The following is a 23,523-nucleotide window of genomic DNA, read 5'->3' on the forward strand; positions in this document are numbered from 1 at the left end:
ATGGCAAACCATAAAGCAACGAAAAAAGACGTACGTCAGAGCAGAAAGCGCAATGAGCGGAACCGTTACTACGGTAAAACCACTCGTAATGCGATCCGTGATTTGAAAGCGCTGACCGATAAAGCAGCCGCTGAGAAAGACCTGTCAGCAGTTGCCGCTATGATTGATAAGCTGGCTAAACGTAACGTGATCCATAAAAATAAGGCCGCTAACCTGAAGAGCAAACTGGCTAAGAAGGTGAATGTCCTGGCTTAATTCATAGGCACACAACTTATTTCTTATACATGGCTCTTCCTGTAAAACAGGAAGGGCTTTTTGTTTTTGCTACTACTGCCCTTTCACACCACCCCTGGCTTTCCGCTTTCCGCCAGTCAACATTTTTACCGTCCGCCCGCCCCTGCTAAATATACAGGTTATCTGGATAAATCATTATTTTAACCTCCCTGAAATCTAAATCTGACCGATGAGAAAACTGTTGATAGCCGCCGCTTGCAGCTGGCTGATACCCTTGCACACCTTGGCCCAGGACCTGACCACCCGCTTTGAACGTACCCAGGGCCGGGAAACCACTACCTATACAGAATGCATAGATTATTACCGCCGGCTGGACCAGCGCTTTCCGCAGATCAAGCTGCTGGAAATGGGGCCTACTGATGCCGGTTACCCGCTGCACCTGGCCATTTTCTCCGGCCAGGGTAATTTTGACTTTAACAGCCTGCACCAGCAAAACAAACGTATCATACTCATTAACAATGGTATACACCCCGGTGAGCCAGATGGTATTGACGCCAGCATGCTGCTGCTGCGCGACCTGGCCCTGGGTAAAAAACACCTGCCGGATAATGTGGTGCTGGCTGTAATACCCATATACAATATCGGGGGCGCCCTGAACCGCAGCCCGGATTTCCGGGTAGACCAGAACGGGCCGGATGCCTTTGGATCCCGTGGTAATGCCCAAAACCTGGATCTGAACCGGGATTTCATTAAAGCCGATTCTAAAAATGCCCGCTCCTTTCAGCAGATCTACCAGCTCACAGACCCGGATGTGTTTGTTGATAACCATGTAAGCAACGGCGCCGACTACCAGCACGTGTTAACCCTGCTAAGTACCCAGCATAATAAGCTGGGCGGCGTAATGGGCGATTACCTGGATAAGGAATTTGAACCCGGCCTGTATAAGCTCATGAAAGCCCGGGGATATGACCTGATCCCCTACGTAAACCATTTTGGGGAAACACCCGATAGCGGCTGGACACAATATTTCGACGGCCCCCGCTACTCCAGCGGTTACGCGGCCCTATTCCATACTTTTGGATTTGTACCGGAAACGCATATGCTAAAACCTTACCCGCAGCGGGTAAAAGCCACCTATGAGCTAATGGAATGTTTTATACAATTTGTAAGTGAGCATAGCGCTGCCATTAAATCGATCCGCGATCAAACCAAACAAACCGTAAAAACGCAAAACAGCTTTCCGCTGGAATGGAAAACAGATATGAACCAGCATAGCACCATTACATTTAAAGGATTTGCAGCAGGCCACAAGCCCAGCGAGGTTTCCGGTTTGCCACGCCTGTATTACGACCGCAGTAAACCCTACGAGCGGCAGATCCCTTTTTACAATGTGGCGGAGCCGGGTAACTTTGTGCAAAAGCCTGCAGCGTATGTTATTCCGCAAGGCTGGTGGGCCGTAATAGACCTGTTAAAGAATAGTAACGTACAGATGCAGCGCCTGGCCCATGATACTGCCATCACAGTGGAAGTATATCATATCACCGATTATAAAACAGCTGCCAGACCCTATGAAAAACATTACCTGCATAGCCAGGTGAAAGTAGCTGCCACACAGGAAAAGATCGCTTTCCGCAAAGGCGATTACTACATTCCCCTAAACCAAAATGCCAACCGTTATTTAATAGAAACCCTGGAACCCACCGGCGGCGACTCCTTCTTTGCATGGAATTTCTTTGACGCCATACTGGCGCCTAAAGAAGGATATTCCAGCTATGTGTTTGAAGATACTGCTGCGGAATATTTACGCCAACATCCCGAAGTAAAAGCGGAGCTGGAAAAACGTAAAGCTACCGATACTGCTTTTGCCCATAACGCCAGTGCACAGCTGGATTTTGTATACAACCATTCGCAGTATGCTGAGCCGGGATATTTGCGGTACCCGGTGTACCGTATAAAGTAAACGCCTCTACGTAAAGCGTAAATGCAGTAATGATAAATTACTGTATTTACGCTTTTTTATGATCCTACATTTCTCATTTTGCCTGTTGTTAGTACGCTCATAACCCTTTAAATTTGAATCAATTTACTAACTAATTGTTTGTTATACCACGGTGTACATGCTCCCATGCTTATGATTATTGAAAAAGTTATTGCTACACCAAAATCATATCTTATGAATTTTAATCTTTTGTTGCACAGTATTGAAAACACGCATCAACATTTACAGGAAAGCGCTGCAAAAGCAGTGAACCGCTTATTAACCATCCGCAATTGGTTAATTGGGTATTACATAGTGGAGTATGAGCAGAAGGGAGAGGACAGGGCGAAATATGGAGAGAAGCTATTTGATAAACTATCTGAAAAATTAAAAAAAGAGAGTTTTTCTCCACGCAACCTTCGTTTATACCGGCAGTTCTATACTACCTATGAACATATCGGGCCTGTTATCCGGGAACACCTACCTGCTAAAATTTGGCAGACGGTGTCTGCAAAATTACAATCAACTAATAATCAATCAGTTGGAAATTGGCAATCGGTGATTGCCAAATGTGAAAACATATTTATTGATCCTCAAAGATTATTGGATAAACTCTCCTTTACACATATTACGCTCCTTTTAACCATTTCCGATCCGTTGCAACGCGCCTTCTATGAGCTGGAAACTATTAAAGGCAACTGGAGCGTGCGCGAATTAAAAAGGCAGATCAACAGCCTGTATTTTGAGCGTATGGGTCTTTCAAAGAATAAGGAAAAGCTGCAGCAGTTTATTCATGAAGCAGATATTCCCATAGATCCGGCTGACTTTATTAAAAACATGTACGCCTTTGAGTTCCTGGGTCTGCCGCAAAAAGCGCTGGTAATAGAAAGCGACCTGGAGGCGGCGCTGCTGGGCAACTTACAGGATTTTCTATTGGAAATGGGGCCAGGCTTTTGCCTGGAAGCAAGGCAAAAACGTATACTCATTGGCGATGAACATTTCTTTATTGACCTGGTATTTTATCACCGCATTTTAAAATGCCATGTGCTGGTGGAGCTGAAAGTAGATGCGTTCAGTCATGTAAATGCAGGCCAGCTGAACACTTATCTGAATTATTATAAAGCGGAGGTAATGGAAAAAGATGATAATCCGCCCATCGGTATTTTAATGGTAACCAATAAGAATGAAACATTGGTGCAGTATGCCACGGCTGGTATGGATCAAACCTTATTTGTAAAACAGTACCAGGTAAAGCTGCCTTCCAAAGAAGCACTGGAACAGTTTATACGGCAGGAGCTGCGGTACGCTCCAGCAATATAAAGGTGTGCTGATCGCCAAAGAAATGATTGTAAATTAAAATGCGGTTCAGCGTAGCAGGGAATTGTGATACCATGGGAAACCATTGCTGCGGTACCTGCTGCGCTTTCAGCATGTGCGCGCCCAGCCACAACGCAAAGGCGCCGACGGTTTCATACTCCCCGCACAAATGTTTAAAAGGCAGCTGGCTCACTTGCGGCAAACCCAGGTCCAGCTGCCGGTAATAGTGCTCAAAATTATTATCCCCATTGCGTCCCGTAATAACCAGGTCTATATCTTTTGCAGATAATCCGTACTGGCTTAAAAAGGTTGCCAGCCCTGTTGTTAAAGCAGTAAGCGAAGGTTTGTATAACATTTTTAAACCTGCAACCCGCGCATAACTTTGGGCGGTGGGTGCTGCCGTTAAGGTAAAAAAAACAGCGCCCTCACCGGAGATAGTACCCGGCGACAAATGGTTATACAGCTCTGCGCTGTTCACCATTTCTTTTTTCCAGTGCCCAATGCGGGATTTAATATAAAAATGCTCAGCAGATATTTCATCAAAAGCGCCGGTAAGCGTGTGGGATACACCTTCTTCCAGCAACAGCATACTATCCAGCAGCGCGCTTTCAAAAGAAAAACCGCGATGCACAAAAGTATTGTTATAGGTAGTAACCTGCTGCTGCACGGCTATCATACCATTTACGGCATTGTAAGTGGATTGTATAAAAGGGGTTGGGTTCAGCGCACGCTCCTCATACTGGCGGATGTCTTTCAAAAAACGTTCTGTATCCTGTAAGCTGCCTTTACCGGTGCCGGTAACAATAGCGTCCGGCACGCTCAAACCGCTGTCCTGCATACATTTCAGGGCAGTGGTTAAACCCATTTTTAACAGCCGGCTTATACGCCGCAGGCTATTGGCGGGAATAAATGTTTTATAGTCCGGTTCCGTTACGGCAAATACATTGGAACCGGTACTCACCAGTGGCTGAGAAAAAAGGTTTCCTTCAAAAGTATGCTGGGGCGTTATCGCCGCCAATCCTTGTATGTAATACTTACCCTTCATATTTGCTGATCACCAGGGAGGCATTGTTGCCGCCAAAGCCAAATGAATTTGAAATAACAGTATTCACGGGAACTTGTTCCAGCAGCCGGGTTTCCGGTGTTATGGACAGCTCCTCCATTTTTTCAGAATAGTTAAGATTGGGAAATATTACCTGGTGCTGAATAGCCAGTACGGCATAAATAGCTTCAATAGCGCCTGCAGCAGCCAGGGTATGCCCGGTAAAGGGTTTGGTAGAGCTAAAGGGCGGCACCTGCGTACCAAATAAGCGTTCCAGCGCTTTACCTTCAGATACATCATTATTCAGTGTAGCCGTGCCATGCACATTTACATATTGCACATCTGCCATGCTTCTGCCGCTCATGGCCAGCGCATTTTTCATAGCAGCAAAGGCTCCATCCCCTTCCGGCGAGGGCGATGTTGGGTGAAAGGCTTCATTACTGTTGCAATACCCGCTTAGCTCTGCCAGGATAACGCTGTTGTTTTCCCGTACCAGGCTTTCACTTTCCAGTACCAGGTAAGCAGCGCCTTCGCCCAGGTTTAAACCATTACGTTGCTGGTCAAACGGGCGGCAGGGCCGTTTGTCCACGTTCTTGAGCGAGTTAAAACCATTAAGTGTAAAACGGGTAAGCGCCTCTGTGCCTCCACAGATCACGCGGCGCAGCAATCCCTGTTTAATGAGGCGGGCGCCGTACATGAGCGCGTTGGCTGATGAAGAACAGGCGGTGCTAACCGTAGTGATGTATTCCGTTAAACCAACGGTATCGGCTATACGCTGTGTACAATCCGCACAGTCCAGCGTATCAATATATTTCAGGAAATCTCCTTCCTTTTCAGCATCGGTAATGTCAAAATAAACTTTTTCGGTATCGCACATACCGCCTACGGTGGAGGCATTAATAAAACCAGTAGGTTCCTGCTGCAGGTCACTGATGCCTGCCTGCTGCAGGGCTTCCTGCATGGCTAACAGCCCTAAAAGGGTGGTGCGGGTATATTCGGGGCTATTGGGTACACCGGCCATAGTGCTCAATTCCGCCGTACTATGCTTTACTTCTGCTACCGGCAATACCTCTTTATAAATAGTATCTATATAGCGGGTAAATCCCAGGCCGCTTTGCTGCTGCCGGAGGCTACCAAGGTTTGCTTCAACGGTATCACCAATGGCGGTGATCATTCCCATCCCTGTTATAAACACACGTTCCGCCATGCTACCGTATTGGCTTAAGCCGGTTGTTTAGATTGAATAAATTCCGCCATGGATTGTACGGATTGTAAGATCTTCCGGCCTTCGCGCGGATCTTCTACTTTTATCTGGTAATGCCTTTCCAGCAGCACCATCAGCTCCAGTGAATCAATGCTGTCCAGCCCCAGGCCTTCTCCGAACAAAGGCGCATTATCGTCAATGTCCTCAGGCCTGGTATCCTGCAGATTCAATGCCTCAATGATCTGTACTTTCAATTTTTGTTTTAAATCTTCCATAATAAGTGTTGTAGGTATATCCCAATATCACGACTGCATCAGGACAACGGTAAAAATACAGTTTTACAATTGATTAGAAAATAAATCCCCTGCGCTCAGCTCATCCGCCCCTTCTCTACCCGCGCAGCCAGGTATAACATCACCAAACACAATGCCATCAGTTTGCCGGCATTACCCATGATCTGCGCAAAACCGCCATTACGCAGGTACAGATCGTTAATAGCTTCCAGTCCCCAGTTCAGCGGAGTTAAATGTCCAATGAACTGCATGGCTGGCGGCATTACCTCCAACGGCACCCATATGCCGCCAACAGCAGAGAGGATCACGATAGAAATAGCGCCAAAGCTCAATGCCTGGTTAGGCGTTTTAAACAACGTGCCTACCAGTATGCCGTATGCAGTAGCAGCCAGTGAAATACACAGCGCTATTACAAACACAGGCAGGTAGCTATGCCCTAATACTAAGCGGGGCAAATGTAACAGGGGCATTAAGTAAATGCCTACTAACGTCATCAGGTAAAACTGCACCACGCAAATGCTTACAAAGAACAGCATTTTACCCGCCAGCAGCGCCAGGTAAGAACCCGGTATCAGCTTCATACGCAGCAGGCTGCCATCTTCCCGCTCCCGTATCATGTTACCTGCAATGGGAATCACAATGAAGAACATGGCAAAAATGCTCCATGCCGGCACATTGTGCTGCACGGAATTATATACCATGTTTATTTGTTTGGTAGGGCCGGTTACCTGCTCCTGCAGGCCTACGGCTTTTAACTGTATGGCAAAGGTATCAGCAGCATCCGCCTCTTTACTGTGCAGCTGCAGCTTTATGCGTTCCAGCAGCAGGTCTGTTTCTACCTGCGTTAAAAAATTATCCAGCGCCTGGTGAATAGCACTTTTAAAGGCTTTTTTGGCAGCGGGGTCAAAATAAATGAGCACATTCAAAGAATCGTTCCGGCTCTTTACCGGTTGCACGGCCGGTAAGCCCATACGTTTTGAAAGGTCATTTACAATCCGGTTGGCATTGCTCACAATAGCAGCTGTAGCGCCTTTGGGAATAAGGATACATATTTTATAATCGCCGGCATTTACTAAACGCACGGCATCTTCCTGGGTAACAGGCTTACCATCCAGTGAATCCACCAGGGTAAACTGCCCGCTGTGCTCCAGCCCTTCTTTAATATAACGGGCCAGCCTGCCATGGTCATTATCTACTGTGAGCACGTCGAACTTCAGCTCCTGGTAGTCGCGGAAGGGCGCATCTTCTATCAACGCCATTACCGTGATCAGCACCAGCGGCATTAAAAATAACAACGCCAGTCCTCCCCTGTCCCGTATCAGTAACAGCCATTCTTTGCGTATGGTAGCCAGTAATCTCAGCATAGTGTATTAGTCTCTCACCGCCAGCCCGGTATGATGCAGGAATACTTCTTCCAGGTTGCGGCACTCCGGGTGTTGTTGTATCAGTTGTAATGGTTGCCCCTGCATTACCAGGCGGCCCTGGTCAATGATGGCTACTTCCTCACACAGGCTTTGCGCCTCTTCCAGCAGGTGCGAGGTATATAAGATGCTTACCCCCTGCTGCTGGTTATACTCCCGCAAAAATTGCAGGATCATATTGCGTGACTGCACATCCACACCGGCCGTAGGCTCGTCCAGGATCAGCAGCTGCGGATCATGCAGCAGGGCGGCAATAATATTGGTACGGCGTTTCATACCGCCGGAAAATTTGTAGACTTCTTTTTTACCGTTCTTTTCCAGGCCGAAACGTTGCAGGTAATCCTCTATTTTAGTGCGCAGGGGCTTGCCTTTCAGGCCATACAGGTTACCAAAATAGGTCAGGTTTTCCAAAGCGCTTAGCTGCGGAAACAAGGCTATCTGCTGCGGCACAATACCAATCATTTTTTTAATAGCCTCCCGGTGGTGGGCATCCTGGTGCAGGTCAAAGATCTGCGCATCCCCGCTATCAGCCCTTACCAGCCCGCAAAGGATGGAAATGGTGGTGGTTTTACCGGCGCCATTGGGTCCCAGCAAACCTGCTATCCTGCCTTTGGGAAAGCTGAACGATAAGCCGCTCAACGACGGCTCCAGCGCTCCCGGGTAGGTTTTATGCAAGTTTTTAACAGTAATCATGACTTAAATGATGTGCAGATGTGCACATTATACCTTCACTTTAGACAGCTTCTTAAAAAACACTTCCTCTGCTGCAGCGCATTGCAGCAGCATTTCACTTAATTCACCATAAGATACATTATCAGCGGAACGGCTTTTACAAACCCGGCCTGCATTAAACGCAAAGTTGCGCCACAGGTCGCCTATACCGGTTAGCTCCCGGGATAGTTTGGCCAGCTCCGGCTGTTGCAGCAGGTCCGCCGCTTCCTGTAAAAAGGCGGCATACATAAAACGGAAACCGGCGCCGCCGGTACCTATCTCTTCCTGCATACGTATTATATTACCCAGGTACAGCGTGGCTTTACGGTCGCCCAGCTTTTCAGGATAATGTTTTACCCGTTTGGCTAAAAAGCGTATGCCCTTTACACCAAACATGGGTACCGGGATCTTTAACATATAATGGCAAGCCTGTTCAATACCCTGGCGGATGGGCTTTTGCAGCGAAACGCCGGAAGGCACCTGCACCGGGTAGTACATTTTACCCTTAGGCTCCGGGAAGCCTTTCGCAAAGCGGGCTTCTGCCAGGCTTTTGGGATCTATTTCCGTTACCACATCCATAATAGGATCACTTACCTGGTAGTTATCGCCATTCTTTCCATAGATCACCAGGTTATGCGCATTAAAATGAAACCGGTATGCCGGCGGAAAATAAGGCAGGTAATATACGCTGGACAATACGCCCACGGGGATGCCTTCGCCAATTACGCGGTCCAGCTCCTGCATAGCTTTTTCGGGGCTGGAAAATTTCTGCGATTGCATTTTTACACCCAAGCGGCTGCACACCCGCTGAAAAATAGCGCCTGGCCATATACGATAGGTGGTACCGGGCACGCCGTTCACTTTTACAAAAGGCAGGTGGCCAAAGAAAATGCCGGCGCCTATGCCAAAAGCCATGGGCTCACTGATGGTAAGACCATAATGCCGGAACAGGTTGGATATGACCCCACTCTCACAATGTGCCGTTTGCACGTGGTTAAATTGTACTTGGCTCATAATGTCTGAAATTGTGCACGGTCCACAGACCAACGTCAACCGCCGTGGTCTGCGGACCGTGTACTATAAGGCAATAACTATTTTAGATGCTGTAATTCCTGCACCGTGATCTTGAAAGCAGCGGCATACCGCTGCAGCATGGTGCTGCTCAGATTTTTGAATACCCGGGGCTGCAGGTGGCGTTTTACCTGCCATTGAAATTTGCTCACATAACTGGCCAGCAGGGGCAGGTCCATGAGATTTTTTTCCATGTAATAGGCTATAGGGCTTATTTCACCGGCCAGCACGCGCTCACGGGCTTTCTCCACTTTAGCATGCACCTCTTCCCAGGCCTGTGCCATGGCTACATTCTCCGGCTCCCAGCCTACGCTGGTTACCGGCTGCTTGTATTCGCCGGCATCGTTCACTGCGTAAAACAATTGTTTAAAAGTGCCTTCGTGCAGGTTATCACCGTCCTGCGGTACTTCGTTCTGTTTCATATAGGAGCAGTTTTAGGAGGCAACTCCCCGCTTTACACCACAGTCAAATGCGCGTAAGCATAAGAGAAACGTGCACTCTCCGGTACCATCATCACAATCTTCTGGCCTTTTTTAAGCATGCCGGTATTCATCAGCTCTTCCAGCATAAAGTAAGGCGAGGCAGTGCCTACGTTACCTACACGGGTAAGGTTGGTGAACCATTTTTCCTGGGGAATAGGCACGCCTAAACGGCTGATCTCTTCATCTATCTTAAAACGGAAAAATTCAGAGGAAAGGTGGGGCAGAAAATAATCCAGCCCGTTCTCTATATCAATATTATAGCGCTCTACCAGCTCTTTCCACATTTTTGCACCGGAAGGTACAATGTTCTTGCCCAGCAGGCGCGTATCCTGTTTAAAGGAAAAAACGCTGTGCTGCGCCCATTCTTCCGGCGTCATATCTATCCAGCCCTGGGTGCCGCCATTACTGTCTTTAATAGCACCGGCATACATGCAGGTATCCAGCTCATGGGCATAGGAGGCAATCTCCACCCAGTCTACCCGCAGGGAAAGACCGTCCTCATTCGGTTTATCCTGAAAAAGGGCTGCACTGGCGCCGTCAGACAACATCCACCGCAGAAAGTCTTTTTCAAAAGCAATGATCGGGTTCTCACTCAGCAGCTTCAGGTTCTCCGTTTCCGGCTCAAATTTCTTTGCCAGCATCCAGGCGGAGAATTTTTCTGAACCGGTGCTTACTCCGTTGGTAGTGTTACCACATTTTACGGACATGTAAGCATATTTAAATGCCTGCATGCCGGCTGCACAGGCGCCGGTGGCGGCAATCAGCTCTACCGGCTGGCATTTCAGCAAACCATGCACCATAGCGGCATGGTTGGGCAGCAGCTGGTCCGGGGAGGTAGTGCCGCAGGCCAGCAATTGCATACGGCTTATAGGAAATTTATCATCAAAAAGCCCCTGTACTGCTGTGGCAGTCATTTCTGCATTGGTATGGGTGCTTTTCCCGTTTTTATCTAAAGAATAGTAGCGCGTCGTGATCTTATTATTTCCTAAGATCATAGACCTGGCACGGGATGGCTTTCCATCGACCATACCCAGTATACTTTCCATTTCATCATTTCCAACCGGCTCGTTGGGTAAAAATTTGGACAGCCTTGTAATAAATACATCCTTCATCTGAAAATGCTCTTTTAAAATACCGCCCGCGCATGCGGAACAAACACATGGATCATCCCATAACCATGCCGTATTCAGCGCGTAAATATAATTATAAATGGATATTTCCCCCTTATCTGTTCAATACAAAACTACATGACTATCTCCGTAAAATCTATTTTTCAGTACGCAGGTCAATGCCCTTAAAGTATTCCACTTCCTGCAATAATTGGTTACGTTTTACCAGTAAAGTGATCATGGAAGAGATCTTAGTGATAGGAGTCAGTACAAATATGCCTAACAGCAGCAGCCCGCGGTACATACTTACACGCCCCTGCCGTTCCGGCGCTCCCGGACCGCCTTTGGCGCTGATGAACTTTGACCAGTAACGGAAAGCGCGGATGCCCCTGTCTTCCAGCACCACCAGGTTAGGTTTCAGGGTAACGGCATCCTGCTGCCGCAGCTGTGGGTGCAGCTGTTCCCAGTTACCCTGCTGTAAAGCCTGTGCAATGGGTGTGGCAAAGCGGTCGGCCGCCTGTATTTCTTTTTCCTGTACCCCGGCGGGTGGTAAGAACCGGGTAGCTTCTTTCTTCCCTTTAAACTGCCAGCGCAATACGGTCATAACAGAGATCAGGTTGGAGGAGGTATCCACCAACGCAATATTGCCTACCAGCTGTGCGCCGGCCTGGTGTAAATACGTTTTTACTTTTTCCTGTGCATTCAGCCACATGTTACGTGCACCAATGAGTGTCAGCACCTTTTTGCCTTTCAGCAGGCGTGCGGCACCTTCACTTTGCAGGAAAGCGGCGGTAGGCTGCGAGGGGGAAAGGAACCAGGGCTGGTAGGCCAGTATCACCAGGTCAAAATGCTCATCGGGGTTCACTTTCAGTGGCTGTACGCTACGGGGCCGGCCCAGTACCGTTTCCGGCATGGTATCGTAGAATGTTTGCTTATCCCATGGGAACGTGAACGGCTGTACCGGGACGATTTCTTCATACACAATATCTGCCTGCGCCTGCAGCGGTGTTACCACCCTGTCAATAATACGCTTCAGCTGCCCGGTTTGTGTATAGTATATGATCAGTATTTTTTGCTTCGCCATATCAGGAATAAGGAGTTCAAACTACAAACTGTAAACATACAAATAAAGTGTCACAGTAAGAGATAAAATTTTAATATATGTTACAGAGTTGTATTGTAGCGCATTGCTGCTCAGGCAGCGGATTACAGGCGAAGAAGGGGCAGGTGGTTCAAGCTTGTGCCTCAGCCAGGTACTGGAGTAACACGCGAACGTTTACAACAGTACCCAGGCTAAAGGACTTGAAAAAGTTTGTTATAATAACCGCGAAGGTGAGTAAAATATGATAAATGAAATGTTAAAATATCCCTTAGAGAAGAGGATTTCGTTTATACCAACCCGTTACCTGCTAGCGTTTTATTACAGATCCGGAACCCACTACCTTAGAGGATACCTGCGGGTTCCCCTTGTAGTATACATTGCCTGAACCGGCTATTTTAGCGTCCAGGGTTACACTGGCATGCACATTTGCATTGCCGCTGCCGGCAATATTAATATTGGCGGTTTCCGCCATCAGGTCCTCTCCCTTAAAATTACCGCTGCCGGCAATACCAATCTCCAGCTCTTTGCTTTCGCCGGAAAGGGACATATCCCCGCTGCCGGAAATACTGCCTTTCACATGCGGGGCATTTAATGCGCCGCTGACATTACCACTGCCGGAAACACTTACCTCAATGGCATCCCGGTTACTGATCTTGTTTTCCAGCTTTATATCGCCGGAGCCGGCCAGCCGGATGTCGGAGATATCCGGTGTGGTTACATATACCTTCATGTCACGTTTAGTATCAATGTTGGTGTGAGGCTTGGTGCGCACCACCAGCTCATCGCCCTCTTTTTCCAGCAGTATCAGGGGAATAATATTATCCTCTGCCTCAATTACAGCGGATTTTACAGGCCCCTGGGTTACATACACGTTCATGCTGCCTTTTACGGACAGGGTTTTAAATTCACCTACGGAGCGTTCCTCTTTGGAAACATTGCCGCTGCCTTTTACGCGGTTCTGGCCCGTAACATCGCAGCTGGCCACACATAAGGGAATGGCTAACAGTAACAGAAAAGGAAGTTTAGATTTCATATTGGGAAGTTTGTATGAAGTTAATAAACACCCCTGAAAAACTTATAGGAAGTTATCAATTGTTCATTAGGATCTGGCCCGTTATCTTTGCACCACCATGACAGAAAAGATTCTTATTCTCGATTTTGGCTCCCAGTACACGCAGCTGATTGCACGCAGCATCCGGGAGCTGAATGTTTACTGTGAGATCAAACCTTGCTTACAGCCCATCCAGTGGGATCCTTCCATTAAGGGTATTATTTTATCCGGCAGTCCGTTCTCCGTGAACGATCCGGGCGCCCCTACGGTGGATATTGCCGCTATGGCGGCCAAAGTACCGGTGCTGGGCGTTTGCTACGGCGCACAGCTGATGGCCAAAGTATTTGGCGGGGAAGTAGCCAAAAGCTCCATCCGCGAATATGGCCGCGCTTTCATGGAACATGAAAATAAAGAAGAGACCTTATTATATGACATATCCGGCAAAAGCCAGGTATGGATGAGCCATTCCGATACCATTGTACGTATGCCGGAAGGGTTTGAGATCATAGCCCGTACAGAAAATATACCCGTAGCGGCTTTCAAAAGCCAGCCCCAGGGCAGCTGCCCGCTGCTGGGCCTGCAGTTCCACCCGGAAGTAACCCACTCCCTGGAAGGTAAGCTGCTGTTGCGCAACTTTATAGTACACATCTGCAAATGCCAGCAGGACTGGACCCCGGCGGCCTTTGTACATGAAACCATTGACCGCATCCGGGAGCAGGTAGGGAATAAAAGAGTGGTGATGGCCCTGAGCGGCGGAGTGGATAGTACGGTAGCTGCAGAACTGATCCACAAAGCAATAGGACAAAACCTGTTCTGCGTATTTGTGGATAACGGCCTGCTGCGCAAAGATGAATTTGAGACGGTGCTGGACTCCTATAAACACATGGGCCTGAATGTAAAAGGCGTAAATGCCCGCGACCTGTTCTACGGGGAGCTGAAAGGCGTTTCCGACCCGGAACAGAAACGTAAGATCATTGGCCGCCTGTTTATTGAAGTGTTCCAGCAGGAGGCTACCCAGCTAACGGATATCTCTTTCCTGGGCCAGGGCACCATTTACCCGGATGTAATAGAATCCGTATCCGTGAACGGGCCTTCCGTAACCATCAAATCGCACCACAATGTGGGCGGGTTACCGGAAAAAATGAACATGTCGCTGGTAGAGCCCCTGCGCTTCCTGTTCAAGGATGAAGTACGCCGGGTAGGCCGCGAAATAGGCATCAGCGAATTATTCCTGGGCCGCCACCCCTTCCCGGGGCCTGGCCTGGCCATCCGCATACTGGGAGAAATAACCCCGGACAAGGTAGCCATGCTGCAGGAAGCCGACGCAATTTATATAGAAGGCCTGCGCGACGCAGAGTTGTATGATAAAGTTTGGCAGGCCGGCACCATTCTGCTGCCGGTGCAAAGTGTAGGTGTAATGGGCGATGAAAGGACCTATGAATTTACCGTAGCCCTGCGCGCCGTAACCTCTACCGACGGTATGACGGCCGATTGGGCGCACCTGCCTTACGAGTTCCTGGCAAAAATGTCCAACGATATTATAAACAGGGTAAAAGGTATCAACCGCGTTGTGTACGATATCAGTTCCAAACCACCCGCTACGATCGAGTGGGAATAAAAAGTTGTAAGTGGTTAGTAGCTAGCGGTTAACGCTGGTTACTAACCACTCCCCGTTTAGCGGGAATGATTTTTGTAATTCTAAGAACGCTATGAGCCTATCTACCATTACCAGACAACTGTTAGCCGGTACCGCATTAGCTGTTTTGCTGTCGGCCTGCTCACTGTTCAAAAAAAGCACTACTACCAGTCCGGATATTCCGATGACTGTTAATAAGCCAACTACACCGGAGGAAAAGAAGAAAGAAGAAGAAAAGATCATTAAGGAAGGGAAAGCGCCGTTTAATGTACCGGCTTTTGCCCGCGAAGTAAAAAGAGCCTCCTATAACATTGCTTTATTTGCGCCATTATACCTGGATTCTGCCTTTTCCGCTACCACGGATCCCTCCGGCCGTACCATGCCGCGTTATGTGCTGCCCGGCCTTGATTTTTATGAAGGCGCGCAGCTGGCGCTGGATACCCTGCGCCTGCAGGGCTTTAACCTGAATGTAATTGTGTACGATAGTAAATCCCGCTCCAACAGTGTGCCGGCGCTGATCCGTAACCGCACCCTGGACGCGGTGGATCTGATCATAGGTTCTGTAAGTAACCCCGAGCTGAAAGAGCTGAGCGATTTTGCACGAAATAAAGAGGTAAACCTGGTATCCGCCACCTATCCCAATGATGGCGGGGTTAACGGCAATCCTTTTTTACTGATCACCAGCAGCACGCTGAAAACGCACTGCGAGGCCCTGCAGAACTACGTGCAGGAAGCATTTGCCACCAAGAATATTGTGCTGCTGCGCCGTAACAATGCCGCTGAAACCCGCATTGCCAATGATATAAAGGCCGCTTATGACAAGCTGCAGAGCGATAAGAAATCCCGCATCCGTGAAGTGGTATGGAATGAGGGCACTACCGATGCAGAGCTGTCACAAAACCTGCTGGTGGACCGGCCCAACCTTTGCATCATCACCGCCCTGGACGAAGCAGGCGCTAAAGCCATTATGCAAAAGCTAAGCGTACAGGCGCCCAACTATCCCATTCATATTTTTGGCATGCCTACCTGGGATGTAATGAAGATCAAAGAGCCGGAGCTGAAAGGACTGCAGGTATATTACTCCACCCCTTATTACAATGATAAAACAGATGCCTACAGCCGTTATATAGCCGATTATTTTAAAAGAGTCTATAAGGCGCGCCCTTCTGATATGGCGTATAAAGGTTTTGAGCTTACTTACTATTTCATTAAGCTGCTGAGCGATAAAGGCGTGTACTTTAACAGCGGCGTAAATGATCCATCCAAGAAGGTGTTCACCAATTTCAACTACCAGCCGGTATACCTGAAAGAAGGGGAAGAAAAACCTGACTACTTCGAGAACAAGAACATTTACATTATACAGAAGAACGACAGCAGCGACATTAAAATGAATGTTAGCCTATAGTTCTCCCCTGTTAACAATACGGGAATGCCGGAAGCGATCAGCTTCCGGCATTTTTTTTGACGCCTGTTCCCATAATGACGCCTGTACTCCAATTCACCGATAAAGGTATTTACTGTCCCGGCGGGGATTTTTATATAGATCCCTGGCAGCCGGTACCGCGTGCAGTTATTACCCATGCGCACTCCGACCACGCCCGTTTGGGTAACCAGCATTACCTGTGCCACCTGGAAAGTGTGCCTTTGCTGCAGCTGCGTTTGGGGGCGGATATCAGCGTACAGGGCATCGCCTACGGGGAAACGCTGCGCTACAATGGTGTAAGTATTTCCCTGCACCCCGCCGGCCATATTATAGGCAGCGCGCAGGTGCGGGTACAGCAGGGCAATGAAGTATGGGTGGTAAGCGGGGACTATAAAGTGGAGAACGATGGCCTCTCCGGTCAGTTTGAGCCGGTGCCCTGCCAGGTGTTTATTACAGAAAGCACTTTTGGCCTGCCCATTTATAACTGGCAGCCGCAGGCCATGATCTTTAGCGATATACGGAAATGGATATATGAAAATCAGCAGGCCGGCAAAAGCAGCGTGCTGCTGGCTTACAGCCTGGGTAAAGCACAACGGCTGTTATTTAACCTGAAAGACCTGGATACCCCCATCTTTGCACATGGCGCTATTGATGTACCTCACCAGGTACTGCTGGCGCAGGGCTATGACCTGCCGGCTATACAACGTATTACGCCGGACACACCCAAAGCGGATCTGAAAAAAAGTGTGATCATAGCCCCGCCCTCTGCTGCCGGCACCCCCTGGATGCGCCGGTTCAACCCTTATGCGCTGGGCATTTGCAGCGGGTGGATGCAGGTACGCGGCTCCATGCGCCGCCGTAATGCGGATGCAGGTTTTGCCCTATCGGACCATGCAGACTGGTCCGGGTTATTACAGTCTGTAAAAGCCACCGGCGCGGAGAAAGTATTTACCACGCATGGCTTCAGCAGCGCCTTTGCCCGGTATTTACAGGAGAATGGCATTGAAGCGGAAGCCATCAAAACAGCATTCGGGAATGAGGATGAAGAAGCGCCGCAGGAAGCCGGTACAGCAACAGCCGCAGTGGACCCTACGCCTGATAACGGAACAGCGGCAGCACCGGCGGCCGGGGAAAGTGAGTAAATTAAAATAATAACTGCAGGCCTGACATCACGGATAGCCTGCCACCAAACAATATGCAACAATTCACCCAACTGGTAAAAATAGTAAGCAACAGCACCAAAACCAATGAGAAGCTGGAGGCGCTGCGGCATTACTTTACCCATGCCGATGCCCGGGATAAACCCTGGGTGCTGGCCCTGTTCAGCGGCAGGCGCCCTAAACGCACCGTGAACAGCACCCAGTTGAAACAATGGTGTCTGCAAACAGTAGATATACCCGAATGGTTGTTTGAAGAATGTTATCACTCCGTAGGCGACCTGGCAGAAACCATTGCTTTGCTGCTACCTGATAACGGGCAACAGCTTTCCACCCATCCTTTGCATTACTGGCTGGATGAGCTGGCCAAGCTGGAAAAGGCGCCGGAAGCGGAGAAGCAGCAATTTATATTACAGGCCTGGCAGGAGCTGGATACCAATGAACGCTTTGTATTCAACAAACTAATCACCGGCGGTTTTCGTATAGGCGTATCGCAGCAGATGATGGTAAATGCCCTGGCGCAAACCTACCAGATACCACCTGCAACCCTCTCCCACATGATCAGCGGTAACTGGGACCCGCGCCAAACCAGCCTGGAAGCCCTGCTGCAGGATACCGGCTCCGGTGCAGACGCCTCCAAACCCTACCCTTTTTACCTTGCCTATCCATTGGAAGAAGATCCTTCCGTGCTGGGGCAGCCGGAAGATTGGATAGCCGAATGGAAATGGGACGGCATCCGCGGGCAAATGATCAAACGCAGCGGGCAGCTGTTTGTATGGTCAAGAGGAGAAGACCTGATCACGGAAAAATTCCCGGAATATACACCCCTGCAAAATGCCCTCCCGGAAGGCACTGTAATAGACGGGGAAATACTTACCTACGCCGATAATTTCCCCTTACCTTTCCAAACCCTGCAAACCCGCATTGGACGCAAGAATGTAACCAATAAGCAGCTGCAGGAAGCACCGGTAGTGTTCCTCTCCTACGACCTGCTGGAATGGGAAGGCAGGGATATACGCGATACACCTTTACAGGAGCGCCGTGTGTTGCTGGAGCAGCTGGTAGCGCAGGTGAATCACCCCGCACTTCGTTTATCCCCCATGGTTACTTTTGATACCTGGCAGCGCCTCATTGAATTCCGGCAGCAGGCCCGGGATATGGGCAGCGAAGGCCTGATGCTGAAAAAACGCAGCTCGCCCTACCAGGTAGGCCGCAAACGCGGCGACTGGTGGAAGTGGAAAATAGATCCCTTTACCATTGATGCCGTAATGATCTATGCACAAAAAGGCCATGGCCGCCGTGCAGACCTTTATTCAGATTATACCTTTGCCGTAAAGGATGGCGATAAGCTGATCCCCTTTACCAAAGCCTACTCCGGCCTCACGGACAAAGAGATGAACGAAGTGGATCACTGGGTGAAAAGACATTCACTTGAAAAGTTTGGTCCTGTAAGAACCGTGCAGCCGGAACTGGTATTTGAAATAGCTTTTGAAGGCATTGCCGCCAGCAACCGCCACAAATCCGGAGTAGCGCTGCGTTTTCCCCGCATTCACCGCTGGCGGAAAGATAAAACACCGGAGGAGATCAATACCCTGGCTGACCTGCAACAGCTACTGCAGCAATACAAAGGATAACATTTGGGTGCCTCCTAAAGCCTTATCTTTGTTGCCATTAGCTATCACCCCTATGCAAAAATTAATGTCTATCCTTTGCCTGGCAGCCCTATTATTATATTTTCCTGCCCGCGCACAAAAAACGCTGTTCTCCCATTCTGCCGGTGTGGCCTTTTATGGCGCCGACGATTATTTTTCCGCAGGTTTAATGTATGCGCCCCGTATCAATTTTGCAGTATTGTCTGAAACATCCACCTTTTCCGTAGGCACTCACCTGGGCCTGGGCGGCAATTTTGATTACAATTACAATAGTTATTACGGAACTGAAAACAGCGTCTCTTTCTTTGCTGATATTCCGCTGGTAGTAGAGTACAATTTTGGCAATGCTGCTACCCGGGTAGCTTACAAAAAGTTCGGTGGTTTCATTGGCGGCGGTTATGGCTGGCATGCGGTTACCCATAGTGAAAGCTATGGCGACGATTATTACAATGATTATGATTACCACGAAAGCGCCACTGTACATGGCCCGGTGATCAACGGCGGTTTCCGTTTCCCGATCGGGCGCGCCTCCTTTGGCGTAAGGATCTCTTACCTGTTCAATAATAATAAGGATGAGGTGTATGTGGATGGTATTGGCAGCCTGGCCATGGTATTCAATATCGGCAGCTGGGTACGCAAAAGATGATTTGCACTACCTGTTACAGATAATTTAGTATATTGTATAGGTTACTATTCTTAAACCCGTACAATATTCTAATGGAGCTACCGGATATAGCATTGGACGAAAAAGACCTGGGCATCCTGAAACTGCTGCAGGAAGATGCGAAAATGACCATCCGCGACATTGCATCGCGCATGAACCTTAGTACCACACCCGTTTATGAACGCATCCGCAAAATGGAGCAGGCAGGCGTTATACGCCAGTATGCCGCCATTGTAGATCCGCGTAAGATCAATAAAGGGCTTACGGTGCTGTGTTACATTTCCTTGAAAGAACATGGTAAAAAAGCCGGTGGCAAGTTTATTAAAGAAGTTACCGGTTTTACGGAAGTTACGGAGTGCCTGAACATTTCCGGGCAGTTTGATTTTATGCTGAAGGTACAGGTAAGGGATATGAATGCGTATTATGAGTTTAACGTGAATAAGCTGGGTGAGCTGGATAACATTGGCCACATGGAAAGCGTGTTTGTAATGTCTGTTATAAAGGCCACCCACAAAATTGTGTAACTTTGTACTATGCTTTCCCGGTTCCCTACTTTAGCAACAGAGAAAAATGATAATGTGCTGCAATCGGCCACCATGCCTTTTGCACGGTATAAGTTAGCCGCCACTGCCCATAAAGCCACTAATTTTATTACAGAACATACCCTGCTGTTTGTGATACAGGGCCACAAGCTGCTGCATTTCGAAGATTTCACACATACTGCCGAAGGCGGGCACCTGATGTTCATGAAACGCGGCATTTACACCATGTCGGAATATATACCGGAAGGTGTGGCGTATGAAGCGCTGCTGTTGTTTTTTACGGATGATTTCCTGAAAAAATTCTTACATACCTATAACCTCACCACTACACAGGCAGCGCCTACCCCTTCCCATCTCATTATTCCTACTACTGAGCTGCTGGATAGCTTTAAAATGCAGTTCCTGGATTACTTTGGTAAAACCGTGGAAGGGCTGGATACTATTTTACAGCTGAAGCTGCAGGAGCTGTTATTGTTATTACTGGCCGGACCGCATAAACAACAGGTGCTGGCATTTTTACAAAGCATTGCTTTCGGGCAGCCACTGGACATTGATTATATTGTGAGAACACATTTGTTCCAGCCACTTTCAGTAGAAGAGCTGGCGAAACTCTCCGGCCGCAGTCTGGCTTCCTTTAAACGCGATTTCCAGCATAAATATAATTGCCCTCCTAAAAAATGGATCAATGAACAGCGCCTGGCCCATGCGCGTGTGCTGTTACAACATACAGATAAACAAGTGTCTGAAATAGCCATGGAATGCGGATTTGAGAACATCCCCCACTTTATCCGCATCTTTAAGCAGGAATACGGTACCACCCCCAATAGCGACAGAGCTAAAAAAGCAATTGTTTGAGCTTTTACCGTTACCGGCAGTCAGCGCTTTGCTAATACCTTTGCATTAAACAATTAAAAAAGCATCTCTCATCCTCCCGTAACCGGTAGCAGCAAGCATTTGCAGCTGATCGGGTTAAAGGAAGGTAATGGGCGCCTGCATCCAAAAACAAATCAAATTTTTTATGAAAACAGCATTCGCATTACTGGCTTGTACGGTACTGGCATTCCATGCCCTTGCCCAGGACGAAACCGGACTGGCCCACCCTGAAAGCCTGCACGCTGACGGTCATTTCCTGTATGCTACCAATATCGGCAAAGCCATGGAACCTACTGCTAAAGACGGAGATGGCTTTATCAGCAAGCTATCGCTGGATGGGAAGATGATCACCCCCAGCATTACTACAGAAAAATTAAATGCACCTAAAGGCACTGCTATTATTAAAGGCGTACTGTATGTAGCAGACCTGGACCGCATTGTAGGTATTAACCTGGCTACCGGAAAAAAGACAGCAGAGATAAGCCTGGCAAGCACGCACACCGCTTTTGCCAACGATCTTACGGTAAAAGATGATCATACCTTATTTGCCTCTTTAACAGATGTTGGTAAAATAGTGGAGGTAGATCTGAAAACAGGGAAGCTCACTGAAATAGCGGACCTGAAAGGCGCTAACGGCATTTGTTATGATAAAGCAGGCAAACGCCTGTATACCTGCAACTTCCTGTTTGATAACATACAGGGTGGCGAAATTGGCGTGATCAGCTGGCAGCAGGGTAAACCCCTGTATGAAAAAATTGGCGATCTGCAGGGCGGATTTGATGGCCTGGAAATGATTGACGAGCATACCCTGCTGGTTTCTGACTGGGGCGCGCTGGACCACCCGGCCGGTTTCCTGGAAAAGATTGACCTGCGCAGTAAAACTGCAACTAAGCTGGATTGGCCTGTGATAGCCGGCCCCGCCGATTTTTACCTGGATGTTAAAAATAAACGTGTATACGTTCCCGTTCTGCTGGAATCAAAAGTACTGGTACACACATTATAATTTCAGGCCCTGGCAGGTTTTCCAATGATCTGCCAGGGCTTAAAAAAAAGAAACGATGCAAACACAGCTGGAAAAGAACAAAGCGATCGTAACCCGCTTTAACAAAGCATTTATTGAGCAGGGCAACCTGCAGGCATTTGAAGAAATTGTAGCACAGGATTTTATTAACCATACCGCCGCCAGTGTAAACCAGCCCAGCGGGCGGGAAGGCGTAAGCAATTTTATTATGAATGTGCTGCGCGTAGCAGTAACGGATATACGGGTAGAGATCTATGACCAGGTAGCAGAAGGCGATACTGTAGTAACCCGCAAAGCTATCATCGGCAAACAGGTAGGCGATTTTATGGGCAAACCCGCTACCGGGCAGCAGATCACCATGAACATTATAGACATCATCCGCCTGCGTAACGGGCAATACACCGAACACTGGTCTTTAAGGAATATTCAATAAAAAGCAGCCGCTCCTGCCGGCGGAGTGGCTGCTTTTTGGCTAATAATTCCTACATTAACCCCATGAACCGCAAGTATTTCCTGTCCTCGTTGATCAGTACCGGTATAGGTATTCCTGCACTCAGTTATTTAGCACGTGCCACAGCAATATTTAAAGCGCCTGTTCCTCCAATGATACCGCCTTATTTAAAACCAGGCGATACCATTGGCATTACCTGTCCGGCTGGTTACATTACCATGGAAGATATACAACCGGCGGTACGCATTTTACAAAGCTGGGGCTTTAACATCCGCACCGGAACTACAGTAGGCAAGCGCGATTTTACTTTTGGTGGTACAGATGCAGAACGCCTGCAGGACCTGCAAGCTATGCTGGATGCCACCGATATACAGGCTATTATGTGCGGGCGGGGCGGATATGGCTGCGCAAGGATCATAGACGCGCTGGACTTTACCAAATTCACTGAACATCCTAAATGGGTGATCGGCTTTAGTGATATTACGGTGCTGCATAGCCACATAAACCGCCACTACGGCATTGCTACTCTGCATTCCAAAATGTGTAACAGTTTCCCGGATGATCTGAATGCTGCGGATAAAGAGGTGCAGGACACCATTCTCTCTATTCAGCAGGCATTAACGGGAACAGCTATGCAGTATAGCGCAGCGGCAGATGCAAAGAACCGTACCGGCACTGCCAGCGGCATACTCATAGGCGGTAACCTTTCTATGCTGCAAAGCATATCCGGCACAGATTCCGAAATAGATACCATTGGTAAAATATTGTTCCTGGAAGATGCGGGTGAATACCTCTATAGCCTGGACCGTATGCTGGGTAACCTGCACCGCTCCCATAAGCTGGATAACCTGGCAGGGCTGATCATTGGCGGCTTTAACCGTATTAAACCGGACGATCCCGGTGAGGAATTCGGCAGAACCGTTTATGACATGGTGCTGGAAAAAGTGAAAGGCCTTCCCTATCCGGTTTGTTTTAATTTCCCGGTAGGGCATCAAAGAAATAACTATGCCCTGAAATGCGGAGTGATGCACCGTTTGAGCGTGCAGCCGGACGGTGTGGAGCTGAAGGAAATGAGGTGATGTGCAGAAG

Annotated in this window: 23 protein-coding genes; 13 read left to right on the forward strand and 10 right to left on the reverse strand. The window is 48.5% G+C overall.

What is annotated here, in order from left to right; translation table 11 throughout:
- The 3 genes from rpsT to BMZ54_RS22365 all read left to right on the forward strand — a co-directional run bounded on the left by rpsT (window position 1) and on the right by BMZ54_RS22365 (window position 3,532).
- Window positions 1–255, forward strand: coding sequence for a 30S ribosomal protein S20 (gene rpsT, locus BMZ54_RS22355; protein WP_089917584.1), 255 nt, complete (start codon window positions 1–3; stop codon window positions 253–255).
- A gap of 208 nt (window positions 256–463) precedes the next feature.
- Window positions 464–2,194, forward strand: coding sequence for a M14 family metallopeptidase (locus BMZ54_RS22360; RefSeq protein WP_089917586.1), 1,731 nt, complete (start codon window positions 464–466; stop codon window positions 2,192–2,194).
- A gap of 213 nt (window positions 2,195–2,407) precedes the next feature.
- Complete coding sequence (locus tag BMZ54_RS22365; protein ID WP_089917588.1) at window positions 2,408–3,532, forward strand: PDDEXK nuclease domain-containing protein; 1,125 nt, start codon at window positions 2,408–2,410, stop codon at window positions 3,530–3,532.
- On the opposite strand, the gene BMZ54_RS22370 is transcribed toward BMZ54_RS22365, so the two are convergent.
- The 10 genes from BMZ54_RS22370 to BMZ54_RS22415 form a co-directional block, all read right to left on the reverse strand.
- Entirely contained in the window at window positions 3,495–4,574 is a 1,080-nt protein-coding gene (locus BMZ54_RS22370; protein WP_089917590.1) for a beta-ketoacyl synthase chain length factor, read from the reverse strand. The genes BMZ54_RS22365 and BMZ54_RS22370 overlap by 38 nt on opposite strands.
- On the reverse strand, window positions 4,564–5,778 hold the full coding sequence (locus BMZ54_RS22375) for a beta-ketoacyl-[acyl-carrier-protein] synthase family protein (protein WP_089917592.1): 1,215 nt from the start codon (window positions 5,776–5,778) through the stop codon (window positions 4,564–4,566). The genes BMZ54_RS22370 and BMZ54_RS22375 overlap by 11 nt, the downstream gene beginning before the upstream one ends.
- Window positions 5,779–5,792: 14 nt before the next feature.
- Window positions 5,793–6,050 (reverse strand): phosphopantetheine-binding protein, encoded by a 258-nt coding sequence (locus BMZ54_RS22380; protein WP_089917594.1) that lies wholly within the window; start codon window positions 6,048–6,050, stop codon window positions 5,793–5,795.
- A gap of 95 nt (window positions 6,051–6,145) precedes the next feature.
- Window positions 6,146–7,432: an ABC transporter permease gene (locus BMZ54_RS22385; protein WP_089917595.1), complete on the reverse strand. Its 1,287-nt coding sequence runs from the start codon at window positions 7,430–7,432 to the stop codon at window positions 6,146–6,148.
- A gap of 6 nt (window positions 7,433–7,438) precedes the next feature.
- Window positions 7,439–8,164, reverse strand: coding sequence for an ABC transporter ATP-binding protein (locus tag BMZ54_RS22390; RefSeq protein WP_238386650.1), 726 nt, complete (start codon window positions 8,162–8,164; stop codon window positions 7,439–7,441).
- A 45-nt stretch (window positions 8,165–8,209) separates the two neighbouring features.
- On the reverse strand, window positions 8,210–9,214 hold the full coding sequence (locus BMZ54_RS22395) for a BtrH-related acyltransferase DarH (RefSeq protein ID WP_089917597.1): 1,005 nt from the start codon (window positions 9,212–9,214) through the stop codon (window positions 8,210–8,212).
- A 77-nt stretch (window positions 9,215–9,291) separates the two neighbouring features.
- Window positions 9,292–9,693, reverse strand: a complete 402-nt coding sequence (locus tag BMZ54_RS22400) for a flexirubin biosynthesis protein DarG (protein ID WP_089917599.1) — start codon at window positions 9,691–9,693, stop codon at window positions 9,292–9,294.
- Between the two features lie 32 nt (window positions 9,694–9,725).
- Window positions 9,726–10,865, reverse strand: a complete 1,140-nt coding sequence (locus BMZ54_RS22405) for a dialkylresorcinol biosynthesis protein DarB (protein ID WP_089917601.1) — start codon at window positions 10,863–10,865, stop codon at window positions 9,726–9,728.
- 154 nt (window positions 10,866–11,019) lie between these two features.
- On the reverse strand, window positions 11,020–11,946 hold the full coding sequence (locus BMZ54_RS22410; protein ID WP_089917604.1) for a hypothetical protein: 927 nt from the start codon (window positions 11,944–11,946) through the stop codon (window positions 11,020–11,022).
- A 325-nt stretch (window positions 11,947–12,271) separates the two neighbouring features.
- Window positions 12,272–12,997, reverse strand: a complete 726-nt coding sequence (locus BMZ54_RS22415; RefSeq protein WP_089917606.1) for a head GIN domain-containing protein — start codon at window positions 12,995–12,997, stop codon at window positions 12,272–12,274.
- 97 nt (window positions 12,998–13,094) lie between these two features.
- Here BMZ54_RS22415 and guaA point away from each other — a divergent pair, with 97 nt between their 5' ends.
- From guaA to BMZ54_RS22465, 10 genes are all read left to right on the forward strand, one after another.
- Window positions 13,095–14,633 (forward strand): glutamine-hydrolyzing GMP synthase, encoded by a 1,539-nt coding sequence (gene guaA, locus BMZ54_RS22420; protein WP_089917609.1) that lies wholly within the window; start codon window positions 13,095–13,097, stop codon window positions 14,631–14,633.
- Between the two features lie 91 nt (window positions 14,634–14,724).
- On the forward strand, window positions 14,725–16,056 hold the full coding sequence (locus BMZ54_RS22425; protein WP_089917611.1) for an ABC transporter substrate-binding protein: 1,332 nt from the start codon (window positions 14,725–14,727) through the stop codon (window positions 16,054–16,056).
- A 74-nt stretch (window positions 16,057–16,130) separates the two neighbouring features.
- A complete protein-coding gene (locus tag BMZ54_RS22430; RefSeq protein WP_089917613.1) occupies window positions 16,131–17,216 on the forward strand; it encodes a ligase-associated DNA damage response exonuclease in 1,086 nt (361 codons plus the stop codon).
- A 53-nt stretch (window positions 17,217–17,269) separates the two neighbouring features.
- A complete protein-coding gene (locus BMZ54_RS22435) occupies window positions 17,270–18,865 on the forward strand; it encodes an ATP-dependent DNA ligase (RefSeq protein WP_089917614.1) in 1,596 nt (531 codons plus the stop codon).
- Between the two features lie 52 nt (window positions 18,866–18,917).
- Window positions 18,918–19,529: a hypothetical protein gene (locus tag BMZ54_RS22440; protein WP_143081105.1), complete on the forward strand. Its 612-nt coding sequence runs from the start codon at window positions 18,918–18,920 to the stop codon at window positions 19,527–19,529.
- Between the two features lie 71 nt (window positions 19,530–19,600).
- Complete coding sequence (locus BMZ54_RS22445; RefSeq protein WP_089917619.1) at window positions 19,601–20,071, forward strand: Lrp/AsnC family transcriptional regulator; 471 nt, start codon at window positions 19,601–19,603, stop codon at window positions 20,069–20,071.
- 9 nt (window positions 20,072–20,080) lie between these two features.
- Entirely contained in the window at window positions 20,081–20,944 is an 864-nt protein-coding gene (locus tag BMZ54_RS22450) for an AraC family transcriptional regulator (protein WP_089917621.1), read from the forward strand.
- Window positions 20,945–21,107: 163 nt separating this feature from the next.
- A complete protein-coding gene (locus BMZ54_RS22455; RefSeq protein WP_143081106.1) occupies window positions 21,108–21,965 on the forward strand; it encodes an SMP-30/gluconolactonase/LRE family protein in 858 nt (285 codons plus the stop codon).
- 55 nt (window positions 21,966–22,020) lie between these two features.
- Window positions 22,021–22,416, forward strand: a complete 396-nt coding sequence (locus BMZ54_RS22460; protein WP_089917625.1) for an ester cyclase — start codon at window positions 22,021–22,023, stop codon at window positions 22,414–22,416.
- 236 nt (window positions 22,417–22,652) lie between these two features.
- Window positions 22,653–23,513 carry a S66 peptidase family protein gene (locus BMZ54_RS22465; RefSeq protein WP_394332721.1) on the forward strand — a complete coding sequence of 287 codons (861 nt, stop codon included), beginning with the start codon at window positions 22,653–22,655 and terminating at the stop codon, window positions 23,511–23,513.
- The last annotated feature ends 10 nt before the right edge of the window (window positions 23,514–23,523 follow it).

Origin of the sequence: Chitinophaga rupis (genome assembly GCF_900109685.1) — a bacterium.
In the GTDB taxonomy this organism is placed as follows: Bacteria; Bacteroidota; Bacteroidia; order Chitinophagales; family Chitinophagaceae; genus Chitinophaga; species Chitinophaga rupis.